We start from the raw sequence: 18,203 nt of genomic DNA, 5'->3' as shown, positions 1-18,203 counted from the left end.
TGGAAACTTTTTTATCCAATTCGGATAAAAGTCCCTTGGAATAAAGAATGACAAGATTGCTGTTTTTCTCAATGTAGCTAAACAACTCTTTCAGCGTCTGAGTTATTGCTACAGCTTGTTTGTTACTTCCGCGAGTATCAGCGGCATGTAGAGGGACCAAAGCACCCTCCGTCAATAAAAAAACACTAATTAATAGATAAAGAGAGAAAAAAATTCCCTTCATCCGACCAAAAGTCGTTTTCTTTTTCATACTTTCGTACTGATTTTGGTTACTAAAAATGGAATAATTAAAATCATTTCTGGTCGGGCAATATTGGGAGTATTGTCCGACCCTCTTTTTTTACAACACAAATTCTTTCTATTTCATAGACATATATTTTAAGATCAACATTATTATTCACAACCTGGTAATCAATTCACCTGTACATAGATAGACTCTCTCGAGGCACCTAAGTCCTCAGGCAAGGTTTGCCAAATTGATTCTAACACTTTCTTCAATTCTTCATTCAAAAATAATTTACCATAAAATGCCTCATCGGCAATAGATGGATCACAAACAATCTTCTGTCCATAATATTCACTCAAATAAGCAAGCACTTCTTTCAAAGGTTTACCATTCAAGATCCAAACTCCATCTACCCAATGGATATAATCGAGAGCATTTACTGTTTCCTTTTTCAACTCACCAGCCTCATCCAACTGTACCCGCTCATTCGGTTGCATCAGAACATGCTTATCCGCTGCATCTTTCACATCAACCGCACCCTCAACCAACACCACAGAAGCATGCGCATCGCCTTTATAGGCTGACACATTAAAAGAAGTGCCCAACACTTCCACATCGAAAGCTGAAGTATTTACAATGAAAGGCTTCGATTCGTCACGACTCACTTTCAGATAAACTTCCCCTTCCACAAAAATCTCACGTCTGTCACCCTTGAAAGCACGTGGATAGATCACCTTACTGCCGGAGTTAATCCACATCTTGCTGTTGTCAGCCAATACAATCATAGAGCGACGTCCCTTGGGCACAATCAGCTGGTTATATTCCATAGCTTCCTCAGAAGAGGTTTGTGCCGAGGCTTCTTCTTTCTGTACGGACGGTTCCTTCAGTTTCACCGAATTGACACTGACCTGACCGGAGGCATTATAAGCCACTTTGGCATTATTGGCCAGCTCCACTTTCTTACGGTCGGAAACCACAAGGGTCACTTCCTTCACTTCGCCCGTATCGACCTGAGCCAGCAGCATCTGCTCCATACGGCTTCGTTCGTCCACCGTAACTTCCGTTTTCGAGAACCAAAGCGAACCCAAGCCGACACAGAGGACAACCGAAGCGGCCGCCACCCATCTCCAAGCAAGCGAGAGATGTCTTCTACGACTTTCGGCTTCCTGTGCTTGAGCCTGCCTGATCCGTTGCAGCGTCTTTTCCCAAACCTCTGACGAATCAGTTGCAGCCGGCTGGCATTCATTCCACATGAACAAGAGCTTACGGACCTCATCGTCGGAAGAAGCCTCATTCATATTGGTCAGGTCCTGTGGGTCTTCCAGAAAGGACGCTAACTTTTCATACTTATTATTATGTTCTTTTTTGTCGTCTTTCATCATCGAATTATATAAAACAAGACGCTGTTTCCGAAAAAATCTCCTATAGGTTTCGTCTTTTTTTTAAAAAAAGTTTGTTTTTTATTTCAAACAAGCCGATCTTCTTTCACGGTGAAAGAAGATCTTTCACCGTTTCTTACTAAAAATCAGCAAGATAACAGCTTGTGAAAGAGTGAACGATAAAAACAAAAAAAGTTTCTTCCTTCACGCCACCTATTCAAGTTGAACAATGCAATCGCGCAAGCAGAGAAAAAACGATGCTTTAGACAAAAGAAAGCACTGTTTTAAGCAGGACAAAAGGGTGCTTTTCTTCAACATAAACATCTACTTCAGCACGCTAAACACCTACATTGGCGTGCTAAACATCAACTTGAGAGACGCAACTACCCTCATTGACGCCATCTCACTTCAAGACAGAGGAAATAAATTCAAGCGCTTTGGCTACATGAATATTGATCGTTTTCACAGAGATACCCAATACTTCGGCAATCTCTTTATATGGAAGCTTTTCGATTTTGGCCAACACAAAGACTTGCCGGCAACGGGGAGGAAGCTGATTTACGACCTGGTTAATACGAGATATTTCCTCCCGACTAATGATCCGTGAATCAGGAGTCTGCAAATCAACAAGCGTACCATAGTCGCCTACTTCATCCCATGGCACAAGCACCTGACCATTTCCATTTTTCCGCAACCAGGACACTACCTTGTTATGAGTTACCTTCAACAACCATGCCTTCTCGTTTTTCACCTCAGAGAACCTGTCACGATGCTGCCATACTTCAAAGAAAACATCGCTTACAATCTCTTCCGCTTCTTCTCTAGAGCGAACAAGATACTGAGCATAGTAAAGCAAATCATTGGAATATGCTTCAAAAAGACGTTTAAGCAAACGTTCATCCATATGGCTACTATGACTATGCATAAACAAGGCTTCCTTCTTTTTTTAACGACCCGATAACATTCGACAAAGATACTAAAAAACAGACATCTTCATTCAAAACCCGATACATTTCACTATCTTTGCTATCAATTATATATTTAAAAAAGTAAGTCGTTATGAAGAATTTTACCTGCGTGCAGGATATCGGTAATCTGAAAACTGCACTTGCCGAAGCGTTCGAGATCAAAAAAGATCGGTTTAAATACGTAGAATTAGGACGCAACAAGACGTTGATGATGATTTTCTTCAACTCCAGTTTACGTACCCGTTTAAGCACACAAAAAGCGGCCCTGAATTTGGGAATGAATGTTATCGTACTCGATATTAATCAAGGCGCATGGAAGCTGGAAACTGAACGTGGCGTCATCATGGATGGTGATAAACCAGAACACCTGCTGGAGGCTATCCCTGTAATGGGCTGTTATTGTGACATCATCGGTGTCCGTTCCTTTGCACGTTTCGAAAACAGAGACTACGACTACAACGAAGTAATATTGAATCAGTTCATCCAATACTCAGGCCGTCCAGTATTCTCGATGGAAGCAGCAACCCGACACCCCTTGCAGAGCTTTGCCGACCTCATCACTATTGAAGAATACAAAAAGAAGGAACGACCCAAAGTCGTAATGAGCTGGGCTCCCCATCCACGTCCCCTGCCACAAGCTGTTCCAAATTCTTTTGCTGAATGGATGAATGCAACTGATTATGAGTTTGTCATCACCCACCCTGAAGGCTATGAACTGGATCCGAAATTCGTAGGCAACGCTCGTGTAGAATATGATCAAATGAAAGCCTTCGAAGGCGCCGATTTTGTCTATGCCAAGAACTGGGCAGCCTACTCTGGCGACAATTATGGACAAATTCTGAGCAAAGACCGTGCATGGACAGTAAGCGACCGCCAGATGGCCGTTACCAACAACGCTTATTTCATGCATTGCCTGCCTGTACGCCGCAACATGATTGTGACGGACGATGTCATCGAAAGCCCGCAAAGCATCGTTATTCCTGAAGCGGCCAACCGCGAAATTTCAGCGACCGTCGTACTGAAGCGCCTGTTAGAAAGCCTATAAAACTTTAAATAACATTCAATAAAATAAAGGGACGGCCTGATAGGCCGTCCCTTTATTTTATCTATGAGGAGGAGGGGATTGTCAGAACGCGTTGCGAATCGCTTCGGCCACTTCTGCAAACTCTTCAGCAGAAAGCTGCAACTTGGGGTTGGAGAAAAGCATATCTTTCTCGCTCTGCATCGGAATCAGATGAATATGAGCATGAGGCACTTCCAAACCCAAGACAGCCATTCCAACCTTCTTACAAGGAAAAGCCTTTCCGATAGCCAGTGCTACCTTCTTGGCAAAAACGTGCATAGCGGCCAGTTCTTCATCTTTCAAATCAAAGATGTAGTCTACCTCACGTTTCGGAATGACCAACGTATGTCCTTTTACCAACGGATTGATGTCCAAAAATGCGAAGAATTGCTCGTCCTCCGCAACTTTATAACAGGGAATTTCGCCTGCTACAATTCTACTGAATATGGTTGCCATAACGATAATATATTAAAAAAACAAGGCAAGCCACAACACATGGCCTGCCTTACTGTTTAAAATGATATGTTCAATATTTCCAGCTCAATCATGCCTTGTGGCACTTTGATCTGTGCTTTCTCACCCACCTTCTTGCCAAGCAAACCTTGTGCAATGGGGGTATTGACTGAAATCTTGCCTTCCTTCAGATTGGCTTCGCTCTCCGACACGATGGTATAGGTCATCTTCATGCCGTTCTTCACGTTCTTCAACTCCACCTTGTTCAGGATCTGTACAGAGTCGGTCTTCAGCTTAGACTCGTCGATGATCTTAGCATCGGCAATCACCGCTTTCAGCTTACTGATTTTCATCTCGAGCAATCCTTGTGCTTCCTTAGCTGCATCATACTCTGCATTTTCGGACAAGTCTCCCTTGTCGCGTGCTTCAGCAATGGCAGCCACCACCTTGGGACGTTCCACTGCTTCCAGCTGTTTCAATTCAGCCAACAACTTGTTGTAGCCTTCTTCTGACATATAAGCCATAATTTTTTCCTCCTTATTATTCTTAATTGATATATTATAAACAAAAAAGAATTCCAACATGTCAACCATGCTGGAACCCTCTTCCAATATTTGTTCGCAAAGATAGCACTTTAAACAATATGCGTCAAGTGCCAATCGCTGTTTTGTAACATATTTAATGGAGTTCGTCCTCCATTATAACAAATTACAACAACTTCTGCACAGCGGCATCCAAATCCTTAATAGTCTCGCCACGAGCACTCAGCTCATTATTACGATTTACCAAGAACAAGGTCGGCAGGTTCTGCACATTGTAAGCAGCTGCTACTGACGAGTAGACACCGTTGGCATCGCGCACGCAAATCCACGGCAGGTTGTCAGCTGTCGTCTTCCAATAATGTTCATCGGCATCCAAAGACACCTGATAAATCTCCAGCCCACGAGAAGCATACTTGTCATACAAGTCACGCAACATATAGTTATGACTGGCCGAAACTGCACTCTGATATACGGTAAAGTCCACAATAACGACCTTCCCCTTGAGGTCTGTCAGCTTATGGGCATTTCCTTTCAAGTCACGCAAGTTAATGTCAATCACACCCGTTTCCGACACCTGTACCTGTTCGGGCAACTCCAACGTCTGTTGCTGAGGAGTACGTGTATTCTTCATGCCTTTGATGACGATATTATACAGATTCTTTGAACGGTTGGCATGAGGATAATAATTGTTCAGGCTCGTAGCTACGGCCGCAAAGCATTTGATGTCATCACGACTATTCAAAGGATCGAATATCAGATAATTGTTCACCTTCTGGAACAGAGCAAAATAGGCAGCCGCCGTATTGGGAGCCGCGAAAATATAGCGGATCTTCACCTCATCTTTATACCGCTTCATCATCGCAGTCAGACTATCCTGGAACACATCTACACCAATACTATGAGCCTGCATAGCCCGATATAATTCATCCACCTTATTCTGCAACTGAAGTTGTTTCAACGACAACTCCTTGATTTTCTCGCTGCTGGGCGAACCTTCAACCGTATAATCCGTCGCAAAATTATCATATCCGGCATTAATTCGAACGGTTTCGGTAGAATCTACCGAGAAATTGATAATCTTGTCTTCTACCCTCAAACGGTAAAATTCAGGAGATTCCGGCCGAGCTTCCTTGAAGGTATAGGCACCTCCAGCGTTCAGTTTAACAGAATCAAGAGGAACAATCCCTTCCAATGCAGATGCTTCCAGATAAAGCATCTTCCCTTCAGCACCCGTCACTTCACCTTCCACCTTAAACTTCGGTTCTGAATCGCAAGCGCTCAAAGCTGCCATGGCAAATGCCATCACTACTATTTTCTTCATATTGTCAGTGTATTTATTTTCAAAATCAACGTGCAAATATACTCCTTTTCACGCTTAGTCAAAGCATTTTTCCAGCTTCTTCCACCACAAAACATAAAAAAAAGACCGAAATCGAAACTTTTAAACTCATTTCCACCTGATTAAGAGAATAAAATCACTATCTTTGCACGAATTTTGAAAGAAAATAGATATAAAAGTTTTTTTATGATTAACCCAATTGTTAAGACGATCGAGCTTCCTGATGGCAGAACCATCACGCTCGAAACGGGAAAGCTGGCAAAACAGGCAGACGGTTCTGTAATGCTCCGCATGGGCAACACCATGCTGCTGGCTACTGTTTGTGCCGCAAAAGACGCAGTTCCCGGAACAGATTTTATGCCGCTTCAGGTAGAGTACAAAGAAAAATTCTCCGCATTCGGACGTTTCCCCGGCGGCTTCACCAAACGTGAAGGACGCGCTTCGGACTACGAAATTCTGACTTGCCGCCTGGTTGACCGTGCTCTCCGCCCCCTTTTCCCCGACAATTTCCACGCAGAAGTATATGTAAACATTATACTTTTCTCGGCCGACGGCGTAGACATGCCCGACGCACTGGCCGGACTGGCCGCTTCTGCCGCACTGGCCGTATCGGACATTCCATTCAATGGTCCTATCTCTGAGGTACGCGTAGCGCGCATCAACGGAGAATTCGTCATCAACCCCACTTTCGAACAGCTCGAGCAGGCCGACATGGACCTCATGGTCGGCGCTACCTACGAGAACATCATGATGGTGGAAGGCGAAATGAAGGAAGTATCTGAGCAAGACCTACTGGCCGCCCTGAAAGCTGCCCACGAGGCCATCAAGCCACAGTGTAAGGCACAGATGGAACTGGCCGAAGAGGTAGGTTCCACCATAAAGCGCGAATACTGCCACGAAGTGAACGACGAAGACCTGCGAAAGGCCGTACACGAAGCCTGCTACGACAAGGCTTATGCTATTGCCGCCAGTGGCAACCGTAACAAGCACGAACGTCAGGATGCCTTCGACGCCATCTGCGAAGAATTCAAGGCTCAATTCACAGAAGAGGAATTGGAAGAAAAAGCTCAGCTCATCGACCGCTACTATCACGACGTAGAAAAAGAGGCTATGCGCCGTTGTATCCTAGATGAAGGCAAGCGTCTCGACGGCCGTAAGACAACAGAGATCCGCCCCATCTGGTGTGAAGTAAGCCCGCTGCCTGGCCCTCATGGTTCGGCCATCTTTACCCGCGGTGAGACACAGTCACTGTCTACAGCCACACTGGGTACGAAGCTTGATGAGAAAATCGTCGACGACGTGCTGACCCACGGCAAAGAGCGCTTCCTGCTGCACTACAACTTCCCCCCATTTTCTACAGGCGAAGCCAAGGCACAGCGCGGTGTAGGCCGTCGTGAAATTGGTCACGGCCATTTGGCTTGGCGTGCATTAAAGGGACAAATTCCTGAAGACTATCCTTACGTAGTACGCGTTGTTTCTGATATCCTCGAATCCAACGGTTCTTCTTCCATGGCTACCGTATGTGCCGGCACGCTGGCCTTGATGGATGCCGGTGTGAAGATCAAGAACCCTGTATCGGGTATCGCCATGGGCCTTATCAAAAATCCGGGCGAAGAAAAATATGCAGTCCTCTCCGACATCCTCGGTGATGAAGACCACCTGGGTGACATGGACTTCAAAGTAACAGGTACAAAGAACGGTATCACCGCTACCCAGATGGATATCAAGGTGGACGGTCTGTCATACGACATTCTGGAGAAAGCTCTGCTGCAAGCCAAGGAAGGTCGCGAATACATTTTGGGTAAACTGACAGAATGTATCGCCGAACCGCGCCCCGAACTGAAACCGCACGCTCCGCGCATCGAAACCATGACCATTCCGAAAGAATTCATCGGTGCTGTCATCGGCCCGGGCGGAAAGATCATTCAGGGTATGCAGGAAGAGACAGGTGCTACCATCACCATCGAAGAAGAAGACAACGTAGGCAAGATCGAAATCGCCGGCACCAACAAGCAGAGCATCGATGACGCCATCCGGATGATCAAGGCTATTGTAGCCGTTCCCGAGATAGGAGAAGTCTACAAAGGAAAGATCCGTTCCATCATGCCTTACGGTGCATTCGTTGAATTCCTGCCAGGCAAGGACGGTTTGCTCCACATCTCCGAAATCGACTGGAAACGCCTCGAAACGGTAGAAGAAGCCGGACTCAAAGAAGGCGACGACATCGAAGTGAAGCTGCTGGACATCGATCCGAAGACAGGCAAGTTCAAACTGTCTCACAAGGTACTGATCCCCAAACCTGAAGGTTACAGCGAAAAGCCCGAAAGACCCAGAAGAGAAAAGAAATCCAACAACTAACGGACAACCAATCTTTTCTATATAATAATAAGGTGTACCGCCGTGGCGGTACACTTTTTTTGTTTTTGAAGGTTCTACTACTCCGCAAGAACCCTTGAAATCCGAGCTCTGAGATCTGAAAAAATCCGTATCTTTGCTTCAAAATACACAGATATCATGATCAAGTTACTCCTGGTAGAAGACGACCCCAACCTGCGTTATGTGGTGCAGTGCGGACTGGAAGACATCATCGGCGGCTACGACGTGCAGACGGCCGTCAACGGCGAAGAAGGACTGAAAACATGGGCTTCATTCAAACCCGACATCATCATCAGCGACATCGACATGCCCGTAATGGACGGCTTCGAGATGGTACGCCGCATCCGTGAAACCGATGCCAATACCCCCATCCTGTTTGCCTCAGCCCTCACCTCACCCAGAGACGTACGATTCGGCTACCAGCTGGGTGTAAACAACTACGTAAAGAAGCCCTTCATCGCCGAAGAGCTGGACGCGCACATACACGCCGTACTGAAGATGACACAAGGTGTACACATGCGTACAGAAACAGGCTTCTGTCAGTTCGGTCCCTACACGCTGGACACCGAACGCAACACCTTGCGCAACGACCGCACAGGCAAAAGCCAGGCACTGACCGCCACTGAAGCCAACATCCTGCACATCCTGGCCCAAAACAAAAATGAAACCGTGCGCCGCGAAGCCATCCTGAGCCGCTGCTGGAACACGGAGGATGACTACTTCGCCTCGCGCAGCCTCGACGTCTTCGTCTCCAAGCTGCGCAAGCTCTTCGAGGCTGACGCCGACATCGAAATCAAGACCGTCCGCGGCGTGGGGCTGATGCTGGTGGCGGAATGAAAAACAATTATCCTCGTCAGCTTATTGTTGCAAACACCTTCATATAATGTAGTACGCCATACAACAGCTTCTACCACATCCCCAACTTTTTTAACATACCCATCCCTTCACTTAACAATAAAACAAGAGTAATTTCCATGGACATATCACGCTTAAAATTGATAAAGATGTAAATGTTCATTATTAGATCAAGTCTAAATTCAAAGAAAAACGCTTATACAAAAGAAATACACAAGACATATAATTCTAAAATTCACCACATGCGGTAAATAAACAAATCATTTACCAGCATTATATTTCAACTATTTTACTACATTTGCAATATTTTATCAATAACGCCCCATTTATTGAAAGAAATTGAGAGTTCATAAGTCAAACCACAAAAACATCGATATGTTACATATAGGTAAACTCATCAAAAACAAATTATCAGAACAACAAAAAAGCGTTGTCTGGCTAGCCAAAGAATTATCATGTAGCAGAACCAATGTCTATAAAATACTAGGAAAATACTCCATAGACACAGAATTACTCGTCAAAATATCCACGATACTCGAACATGATTTTTTTTCAATTTATACCGAAGAAGTCAAGAACCTCAAATCCGCAACCTATAGGGTTTAGTGGGATTTTGCTTGCAAAGCGACAAAATTCATTTTATTGTACATATTTCTTGCACAACAGAAATGTCGCAGACACAAAATCCCCTTACCCCATAAAGCGACTTGAGGTAATACGCTGGTTTAACCAGAAAAGCATGGTCTTTAACCAAAGTCTGTCTTGAACAGGTTGGCATAAGCATTGTTGTCTGAGTAAATATTCAATACATGCCTACGTGATGTCTTAATCCATTTCGCAGGAACAGAGATGAACTTGAAAACAAAGGTCTTGATTCTGCTGGTGGCACGCAATCCAAATTCATGGGTTTTCAATCTCTGCATAATAGCTTTGTAGAAGTTTCTGATGAGAGCTGTCATAAGCAGGAATACAGTATTCTGTGCCATGAACGATTTTGGCAATCGATTCCAGCCAAAGCCATTGTTCATGTCATCGAAGATGCGTTCCTTGCCACCACGAAGATTGTAGAATTCCACGATGTCTCTTGCACTCGACTTGTAATCGTTAGTCAGTATACATCTGTAGGTATATTCGCCTTCCCAAATGTCAAGGTCTCCATCTATTCGCCTTTGTCTCTGTATGACAAGACGATACGGTTTTCCTTTCCATTTCTCAACAAGGATGGAATTCAGCTCAAATTCAATACCGTTGATTTCAACAGTTTTCCATCCAGTCAAGGCAAACATGGAATCGTAGAAGGAAGAGCATCTGTTGGCACGAATATAAAAATGCCTGCAATGAGCCTCTACCATATCTACGATTTCCTCCGAGCATGAGCCGCAATCCATGCGGGCACGGGATATATATACTTCTGATGCCTCCAGTCGCTTGAAGATTCTTTCCAAAGTCTCTCTTTGGTTGAAGCGCACGTTTGTGTTGCCGTCTCTATTTTCAATACCGACAATCATGTCGTTAATGACTGCCACACCTGGACTATAGCCCAGGAACTTCTTGTAGGTTGGTTTTGCATCATGCTTCTCTGTTTCAATGAACTGATGGTCAAAGTCAAAATCATACTCTTGACCGGATTTCAATTGACCAGTAGCAAGCAGGGCTTTGATCAATAAGCAGTTCATCTTGTCTGCAGTATTGAAATCATAGGAGTTGCCAGAAGCAGATTTATAGGTGATGTTCTTACAAGTCAGTTCTTCGATAGCACGCAATATGGTGTCTGCGCTGCAAGTGCGAAGAGTTGGATGAAGAGACAAATGTTTCATCAAGTGAGTTGTAACATCCTCAATACATGAGCCGCCACAAAGATATACGCACATCAGAGAGCGTAGAATTTCGCTATATTGATAACCAAACATAGTGCATCTCAATCCCAAGGTGGAATCTATGGTTTGAGCTAAAAGAGCATCAAATTGCTCCATAATAGAAAAAATTCCTCCAAAAGGAGTGAGTTTCTCAGATTTTATTTGTATCTTTGCCATGTCATATTAGAGTTTTGCTTGTCTTCTTTTCGCAACACTAAGGTAAGTGAAAATTCTGACATGGCAAAATCCTGGGCAACTTTTTGTTGCTCAGGCACTTATAAATAATGTTAAACTATAGTGTTGCGGAATTAAGGAAGAAAAGGAAAGAAGCAGAAACAAGCCAAAAGAAATGTCAAGAGAAACAGTGTCTCCAATAAGTATACATGTAAACATATTGATAACACCCTTTTACCTAGACATCGGACTATAGTCTCTATATTTGTGACGAAATTAATTACAAATATAATTATAAATCAGTAGAAAATGAAAACAATGAAGTACCTGTCAATGCTGTTCATGATGATGGCAATGACTATTTGTATGACAAGCTGCAGTGACGACGATGACCCGACAAGCGACTATGCAAGTGCAATAAGCGGAGTTTATACGGGCAAACTAACCGTGAACGGCAGTGTTATAGAAGACGCTTACGTAGTGAGAGTAGAAAAAATATCTTCTACAGTAGTTTGCGTGAGAGCAGCCTTTTATTCTAATGGTGAAGAAAATTATAACATCACCTATCAAAACGGCCAATACATATTTGAAAGTGAATCTTCTGTCAACATAACGATTACAGTGACAGGAAAAGCCATTAATATCAGTTTCCTGAATAAAGACGGAAGCATAACGAACTTTAATGGTGTAAGAGACTAACGTTACCATGCGAGCCTAACAACTGAAACATCCATTGCCCTTTATTGATACAATCTCTATCAATAAAGGGCAATATGTTATAGATACATCTTAAAATCATGAAACTCAAGAGCCTTTATTTGTTATTGCTCCTATTAGGAGAAATCATCCTTGCGACTAACTGCTCCAATGAAGAAAACATCACACCCAAAATCACATTAAATGCACAAAGCAGTATTCTGCAAGTAGGCTCAAAGGGCAACTCAGATCAAATTTTAGCCTTCACTGCCACCCACCCTTGGCAGGCGTCCATAGATTGCGAATGGATAGCACTCTCCCCAAAGAGCGGCCCAGCTGGTGAGGCTTCTATCCACCTGCTGACCAAAGAAAACAATCTGACCGGAGAAGAAAGAACAGCAACCCTTCTTGTCACCTTGCCTGCGACAAACATTCGCAAAGCCATCACAATCCGACAAAGCTCCATAAGTATGCTGGATGTAGCACAAACCAGCTACTCTCTGACATCGGAAAAACAGGACATTGAAATACTATTCACCACCAACCTAGCCTCCCCGAACTTGCAAATTAGTCCCGTCGCATCGACTGACCTGTCTTGGATTACTCTGAAGTCAAACAACACCAAGGCGCTACAAGAAGGGAAAGTTACATTGGCTATACAAAACAATGCCACGCACCAACCGCGCAGTGCCTCCTTCGTGCTCCAAGTCATGTTTGGAGGCATAGAAATGCCCGTGCAATCATCCACCATCACTATTAACCAGGAAGCTACGCCCATCGAAACTTCAACCGACTACAGTGCCGACAAGCAGGTTACACAATTACAGAAGCATACACTGGGCAAAGGCATTCCTTTAGTATTCATGGGAGATGGTTTCCTGGACAAAGATATCGAAAGCGGCCGTTACCGTCAAGTGATGGAAAAGGCCATGCAGAATTTCTTTACTGAAGAACCTGTCAAAAGCTTGCAAGCATATTTTGACGTGTGGTACATAAATGCCGTATCGGCCAGCAACAGCTTTGGCAATCACTCCACATGCTTCGATTGCCGCCTGGAAAGAGGAGGAAGTACATTAATCGAAGGTGACCACCAAACGGTAATCGAATATGCTTTGGAAATTCCCGAATTTCAGATTCAACCGGAACTACTCAACGAAGCCACCTGTATTGTAGTCCTAAACACAGAAGAATATGCAGGTACCTGCTATTTTGGTTTTAACGATAACACGAACATTACAAATCTAGCAATCGGTTATTGCCCAATGATTTATGGTTTGGAGGATGATATGTTCCGACGCGTTCTCTGTCATGAATGCGTCGGACACGGATTTGCCAAGTTATTAGACGAATATTCATATCAAGAGTATGGAGCTATACCTAGAAGTGAAATCATATCCATCCAAAATCAACAACAAACATTGGGCTGGGCTGCCAATGTAGATTTCACCTATGATAAAAGCAGAGTACTCTGGAATCAGTTTCTACAAGATGAACGTTATCAAAATGCGGACAATTATGGCGAAATTCTAGGAGTATACACGGGTGCTTGTACCTATTGGTCCGGAGCTTATCGCCCTACAGAAGAAAGTATGATGCGCAGCAACATCCATGGCTTTAATGCACCATCTCGTGAAGCAATCTACAAACGGGTCATGAGCACAGCCCATGATGATAACTGGACATATACATATGATGAGTTTACGACTTTTGACTTAGCACATCTCCCAACCCCAATTAAAATCACAACCCGGGCTAGCGATAACGAAATGTCGCGACCTTTCTCACCACCTCAGTTTACAAATATGGATATTTCCAATCTTAAATAGGACAATGAATCTTTCTATCTAGAATTAGTCATCTATGATTACTGATACACCTGCACCTCCAACTCCCCCCGCAACGCGCCCAGCGCATTCAGAGCCAGAGCTTTCAGCTCGTCTTCGCCGGGATAGACGCGGACGGGCGCTAGGAAGGACACACGCTCCTTGAGGCGCGAGGTAATGTAATCCGAATGGGCGATACCACCCGTCAGTAGAATGGCATCTACCTTTCCGTAGAGCACGACTGCCGCCGCGCCCACACTCTTAGCTATCTGATAAATCATGGCGTCCAACACCAACCGGGCATGCTCGTCGCCCTCCTCAATACGTTTCACCACTGCCTGCACGTCGGTCGTACCCAAGTGAGCTGCCAGGCCCGCACGCCCCGAGATGCGTTTCTTCAGCTCGCTCTGCGAGAGCTTGCCAGAAAAACAGAGATCAATGAGATCGCCCGCAGGCAGGGTGCCAGCCCGTTCAGGTGAGAAAGGGCCTTCACCGTCGAGGGCGTTGTTCACATCCACACAGCGGCCTTTGCGATGGGCAGCTACGGAGATGCCGCCACCCAGGTGGCAGACAATCAGGCTCAGGTCTTCGTAACGCACGGGCCTGTCGGGCTGTTCCGCCGTCCGCTCGGCAGCATAACGGCGGGCGATGGCGCGCTGATTCAGTGCATGCCAGATGGTGATACGGGGCATGAGAGGCGAACCCGTGACGCGGGCCACCTCGTCCAGTTCGTCCACCACGCCAGGGTCAGCAATAAATGCCCGGCAGCCGGGCAGGGCGTGAGCTAGCTCGGAGGCTATCAGGCAACCCAGATTGCAGGCATGGGTACGCATGGCATGCATGCAGTCGTTGATCATAGCATCGTTCACCTCGTAGACACCGCCGGGGATGGGTTTCAGCAGGCCGCCCCGACCGATGATGGCGTCGAAGGCAAAGGGGATGCCCTCATGTTTCAGCTCGGCGAGCACCAGATTCTTACGGAACTCAAACTGGTCAATGACACGTGGATAGTGTACCAGCTCGTCGACAGAATGTCGCAGCGTCTTGACAAATACAGGCTTTTCGTCCTCGAAAACGGCCATCTTGGTCGAGGTGGAACCGGGGTTGATAACTAATATCTTCATGGGAATAGTTAATACTTAATGGTAAACGATCAAACTGCTCATTTCCTGTCATTCAATGGTGTCTTGTCCATTGCTGGTAAGACAGGCCATAGCGATGCTGTAATACTTGGACAGACCGCTGTCACTACGCGAAGGCAGCACCACAGGGCAGACAGGACCTTGTAACAACCCCGCCATATCGGCATGCGAGAAGAGAGAAACGGCCTTGTAAAAGGCGTTTCCCGACTCGATGTTGGGGAAGATAAGCACGTCGGCCTCGCCATTGATGGGCGACACAATGCCCTTGATGTCGCCACTGGTCTTCTCGCACGAGGTCTTCACGTCCAACGGGCCATCAATGATGACGTTGCCGAACTCACCCGCCTCGGCCAGCTCGACGATGTTCACATAATCCAGCGAGTGGGGGAACTTGGCGCTGACCTTCTCCGTACAATGTATCAGGGCAATACGGGGCTGCTCGATGCCAAAGTGACGGCAGGTGCGAATGGCGTACCAGATCATCTCGATGCGTTGCTGAAGCGTGGGCCTCGGGATAACGGCAGCATCGGAGAAGAACAGCAACTTGTCGTACGTGGGTATCTGCATCACGGCCAGATGCGTCAGCACCTTGCCCTTGGGCAGTAGGCCATGCTCCTTGTCGAGGATGGCGCGGAGCAGATTGTCGGTATTGATGATGCCCTTCATCAGGATGTCGGCTCCACCCTCGCGCACAATGCGCACCGCCTCGCGAGCCGCCTCGTCGGGATCCTCGATGTGAATGGTACGAACGTAGTCGGGGTATTGCTTCAACGAGGGATATTTCTCAAGAATGGCCGAGTCACCAACCATCAGAAACTCGGCAATGCCCTCTTCCAAGGCCCTTGCAATGGCATACTCGGTATTGGGGTCGTTGGCACAGACCACAGCAATGCGTTTCCTGCGGTTCAGCGTCTTCAGGTGTTCCGTCAGTTGATTAAAGTTGCGTATAGGTTTCATGACGTTAGATTTTTAGCAAATATCCGAAAAAATGTCGAAAAATACAGCATCCATCCGCCTATTTTTGCAGTTGTTTAATAACATTTTGACAACTCCCATCCCTTCCCACGACAGAATTCACATCAGGACCGACCACAGATACGCAGATGGACACAAATTTTCCTCTCGGTAGAGGCAGACTGTGAATAAAAACGCTCTGTGGCAATCTGCCTAATCTATGGTAAACAAAAACAAGAAGCAGCTCGGGATAAAAAATATCCGAAACAAGTTTCAATATTTTGTTCTCCGCTCGCCTTTCTGTATTTTTGCAGCAACATAAATTATGATGAATGTATATGGACAAGCTGATTATTCCCCCTTACCTGTATGAAGGCGACAAGGTTGTCATCCTCTCGCCCTCCGGCAAGATAGACAAGTCGTTCCTGAAGGGAGCCGTCAAGCGGCTGGCCTCATGGGGCCTGCAACCCGTGCTGTCACGCCACGCAGGCAGTTCCAACGGAGTCTATGCAGGTACTGTCAGCCAGCGGCTGGAAGACTTGCAGGAAGCGATGGACGATCCGAACACACGAGCCATTCTGTGCAGTCGCGGCGGATATGGTGCGGTGCATCTGGTAGGCAAGCTAGACTTCAGCCGCTTCAGGGAGTCACCCAAGTGGCTCATCGGCTTCAGCGACATCACCGCCCTGCACAACCTGTGGCAGAAGGAAGGCTTCGCTTCGCTGCATGCGCCCATGGCACGCCATCTCACCGTAGAACCCGAAGATGATTTCTGTACGCAAGCCCTGCGCAACATACTGACTGGAGCCGCCGCCACACCCGAAGGAAGTTTCAGTTATACCTGTGACGCTCACAAGCTAAACCGCCGCGGTACGGCCGAAGGCATCCTGCGAGGAGGAAACTTTGCCGTCTTCAACGGCCTACGTGGCACGCCCTACGATATCCCCACCGACGGCACCGTGCTCTTTATAGAAGATGTGGGCGAACGCCCGCATGCCATTGAGCGCATGATGTACAACCTGAAGCTGGGCGGTGTGCTCGAACGTCTGTCGGGCCTCGTCATCGGCCAGTTTACCGAATACGAAGAGAAAAAACAGCTGGGCAAGGAACTCTATGGAGCACTGGCCGACCTAGTGAAGGAATACGACTACCCCGTCTGCTTCAACTTCCCCGTGGGCCATGTCACGATGAACCTGCCACTCGTCTGCGGCGCACCTGTCCAGCTGGATGTCGACAAAAAGGGAGTGCGGCTCACCTTCCAACTATAGCTAGATTATTCCCTAACTAGAGAAATCTATTTTCCTAACTAGAAAAAAATAATTCCCCAATTATGAAAAGAAAACAATGCACCTTTGCTTCCCTGCTCCTGCTGATGGTGGTGGCTGCCATCGCCTGCGGCAACAAGAGCAACGCCTCCGGCACAGAGGAAAACAAAGACAAAACGGAATCTGTCAACGTACCCGCATTTAACGCCGACAGCGCCTACGCCTATGTCCAGATACAGGCCAACTTCGGTCCCCGTGTACCCAACACGGCTGCTCACAGAGCTTGCGGCGACTACCTTGCTGCCAAACTGGAACAGCTCGGTGCCAAAGTCTACAACCAGTATGCCGACCTCGTGGCCTATGACAACACCATTCTGAAAGCGCGTAACATCATCGGCGCCTACAACCCCGACAGCCGCCGACGCGTGCTGCTCTTCGCCCACTGGGACAGCCGCCCCTATGCCGACGAGGACAAGGACAAGTCGAAGCACAAGACGCCTATCCTGGGCGTGAACGACGGTGCCAGCGGCGTAGGTGTGCTGCTCGAAGTGGCACGCCAGCTACAACGGCAAGCACCTGCCATCGGCATCGACATCATCTTCTTCGACGCCGAAGACTATGGCACACCAACCTTCCACAAGGGGCCATACAAGCCCGACACCTGGTGCCTAGGCTCGCAATACTGGGGGCGCGTGCCCCATGTGGACAACTACAACGCTCGCTTCGGCATCCTGCTCGACATGGTGGGCGGCAAAAACGCTACTTTCTACCAGGAGCTTTTCTCCAAGCGCACGGCGGGTAAGCAGGTGAAAAAAATCTGGGACGCCGCCCACCGCCTGGGATTCGAAGCTTTCTTCCCCAAGGAAGATGGAACAGAAGTGACGGATGACCACCTCTATGTCTACAACCTGCGCAAGATACCCTGCGTGGACATCATCAACTACGACCCGAAGTGCGACACGGGCTTCGGCGACTTCTGGCACACCACGGACGACACCATGGACGTGATAGACAAGAACACGCTGATGGCCGTAGGGCAGACGGTACTGGAGGTAATCTACAACGAAAAATAATTTCAAAAAAGACAATAGA

15 protein-coding genes are annotated in these 18,203 nt (G+C 46.7%); 7 read left to right on the top strand and 8 right to left on the bottom strand.

The window, feature by feature from the left end:
• Nucleotides 1-411: 411 nt before the first annotated feature.
• Together BQ8005_RS13690 and BQ8005_RS13685 are read right to left on the bottom strand one after the other, a co-directional pair.
• A complete protein-coding gene (locus tag BQ8005_RS13690) occupies nucleotides 412-1,605 on the bottom strand; it encodes a FecR domain-containing protein (RefSeq protein WP_075319252.1) in 1,194 nt (397 codons plus the stop codon).
• Between the two features lie 403 nt (nucleotides 1,606-2,008).
• Entirely contained in the window at nucleotides 2,009-2,509 is a 501-nt protein-coding gene (locus BQ8005_RS13685) for an RNA polymerase sigma-70 factor (protein WP_234984052.1), read from the bottom strand.
• Nucleotides 2,510-2,664: 155 nt separating this feature from the next.
• On the opposite strand from BQ8005_RS13685, the gene BQ8005_RS13680 reads away from it, so the two are divergent.
• A complete protein-coding gene (locus BQ8005_RS13680; RefSeq protein ID WP_021848300.1) occupies nucleotides 2,665-3,618 on the top strand; it encodes a Rossmann-fold NAD(P)-binding domain-containing protein in 954 nt (317 codons plus the stop codon).
• An 81-nt stretch (nucleotides 3,619-3,699) separates the two neighbouring features.
• Here BQ8005_RS13680 and BQ8005_RS13675 read toward each other — a convergent pair whose 3' ends face one another.
• The 3 genes from BQ8005_RS13675 to BQ8005_RS13665 form a co-directional block, all read right to left on the bottom strand.
• Complete coding sequence (locus tag BQ8005_RS13675; protein WP_075318442.1) at nucleotides 3,700-4,092, bottom strand: HIT family protein; 393 nt, start codon at nucleotides 4,090-4,092, stop codon at nucleotides 3,700-3,702.
• Nucleotides 4,093-4,148: 56 nt separating this feature from the next.
• Nucleotides 4,149-4,613, bottom strand: coding sequence for a transcription elongation factor GreA (gene greA / locus BQ8005_RS13670; RefSeq protein WP_075319250.1), 465 nt, complete (start codon nucleotides 4,611-4,613; stop codon nucleotides 4,149-4,151).
• Nucleotides 4,614-4,797: 184 nt separating this feature from the next.
• A complete protein-coding gene (locus BQ8005_RS13665; RefSeq protein WP_075318441.1) occupies nucleotides 4,798-5,952 on the bottom strand; it encodes a thioredoxin-like domain-containing protein in 1,155 nt (384 codons plus the stop codon).
• A gap of 204 nt (nucleotides 5,953-6,156) precedes the next feature.
• On the opposite strand from BQ8005_RS13665, the gene pnp reads away from it, so the two are divergent.
• Nucleotides 6,157-8,328, top strand: a complete 2,172-nt coding sequence (pnp, locus tag BQ8005_RS13660) for a polyribonucleotide nucleotidyltransferase (RefSeq protein WP_075318440.1) — start codon at nucleotides 6,157-6,159, stop codon at nucleotides 8,326-8,328.
• Between the two features lie 156 nt (nucleotides 8,329-8,484).
• On the top strand, nucleotides 8,485-9,183 hold the full coding sequence (locus BQ8005_RS13655; RefSeq protein WP_075318439.1) for a response regulator transcription factor: 699 nt from the start codon (nucleotides 8,485-8,487) through the stop codon (nucleotides 9,181-9,183).
• Between the two features lie 764 nt (nucleotides 9,184-9,947).
• Here the strand turns inward: BQ8005_RS13655 and BQ8005_RS13645 are convergent.
• Nucleotides 9,948-11,234 carry an IS1380-like element IS942 family transposase gene (locus BQ8005_RS13645; RefSeq protein WP_055235773.1) on the bottom strand — a complete coding sequence of 429 codons (1,287 nt, stop codon included), beginning with the start codon at nucleotides 11,232-11,234 and terminating at the stop codon, nucleotides 9,948-9,950.
• A gap of 306 nt (nucleotides 11,235-11,540) precedes the next feature.
• Here BQ8005_RS13645 and BQ8005_RS13640 point away from each other — a divergent pair, with 306 nt between their 5' ends.
• On the top strand, nucleotides 11,541-11,930 hold the full coding sequence (locus BQ8005_RS13640; RefSeq protein WP_075318437.1) for a type IV secretion protein Rhs: 390 nt from the start codon (nucleotides 11,541-11,543) through the stop codon (nucleotides 11,928-11,930).
• Nucleotides 11,931-12,028: 98 nt separating this feature from the next.
• Nucleotides 12,029-13,753: a M64 family metallopeptidase gene (locus BQ8005_RS13635; protein ID WP_075318436.1), complete on the top strand. Its 1,725-nt coding sequence runs from the start codon at nucleotides 12,029-12,031 to the stop codon at nucleotides 13,751-13,753.
• A gap of 38 nt (nucleotides 13,754-13,791) precedes the next feature.
• Here the strand turns inward: BQ8005_RS13635 and buk are convergent, their stop codons facing one another.
• Nucleotides 13,792-14,874 carry a butyrate kinase gene (gene buk, locus BQ8005_RS13630; protein ID WP_075318435.1) on the bottom strand — a complete coding sequence of 361 codons (1,083 nt, stop codon included), beginning with the start codon at nucleotides 14,872-14,874 and terminating at the stop codon, nucleotides 13,792-13,794.
• Between the two features lie 48 nt (nucleotides 14,875-14,922).
• Complete coding sequence (locus tag BQ8005_RS13625) at nucleotides 14,923-15,849, bottom strand: phosphate acyltransferase (protein WP_075318434.1); 927 nt, start codon at nucleotides 15,847-15,849, stop codon at nucleotides 14,923-14,925.
• 335 nt (nucleotides 15,850-16,184) lie between these two features.
• Here BQ8005_RS13625 and BQ8005_RS13620 point away from each other — a divergent pair, with 335 nt between their 5' ends.
• Together BQ8005_RS13620 and BQ8005_RS13615 are read left to right on the top strand one after the other, a co-directional pair.
• A complete protein-coding gene (locus BQ8005_RS13620) occupies nucleotides 16,185-17,114 on the top strand; it encodes a S66 peptidase family protein (protein WP_075319248.1) in 930 nt (309 codons plus the stop codon).
• A 62-nt stretch (nucleotides 17,115-17,176) separates the two neighbouring features.
• Nucleotides 17,177-18,184 carry a M20 family metallopeptidase gene (locus BQ8005_RS13615; protein WP_021848312.1) on the top strand — a complete coding sequence of 336 codons (1,008 nt, stop codon included), beginning with the start codon at nucleotides 17,177-17,179 and terminating at the stop codon, nucleotides 18,182-18,184.
• Nucleotides 18,185-18,203: the final 19 nt, after the last annotated feature.

The sequence above is a fragment of the Bacteroides togonis genome (genome assembly GCF_900130135.1).
Classification (GTDB): Bacteria; Bacteroidota; Bacteroidia; order Bacteroidales; family Bacteroidaceae; genus Bacteroides; species Bacteroides pullorum.
This window is presented reverse-complemented; position numbering and strand designations above follow the sequence as displayed.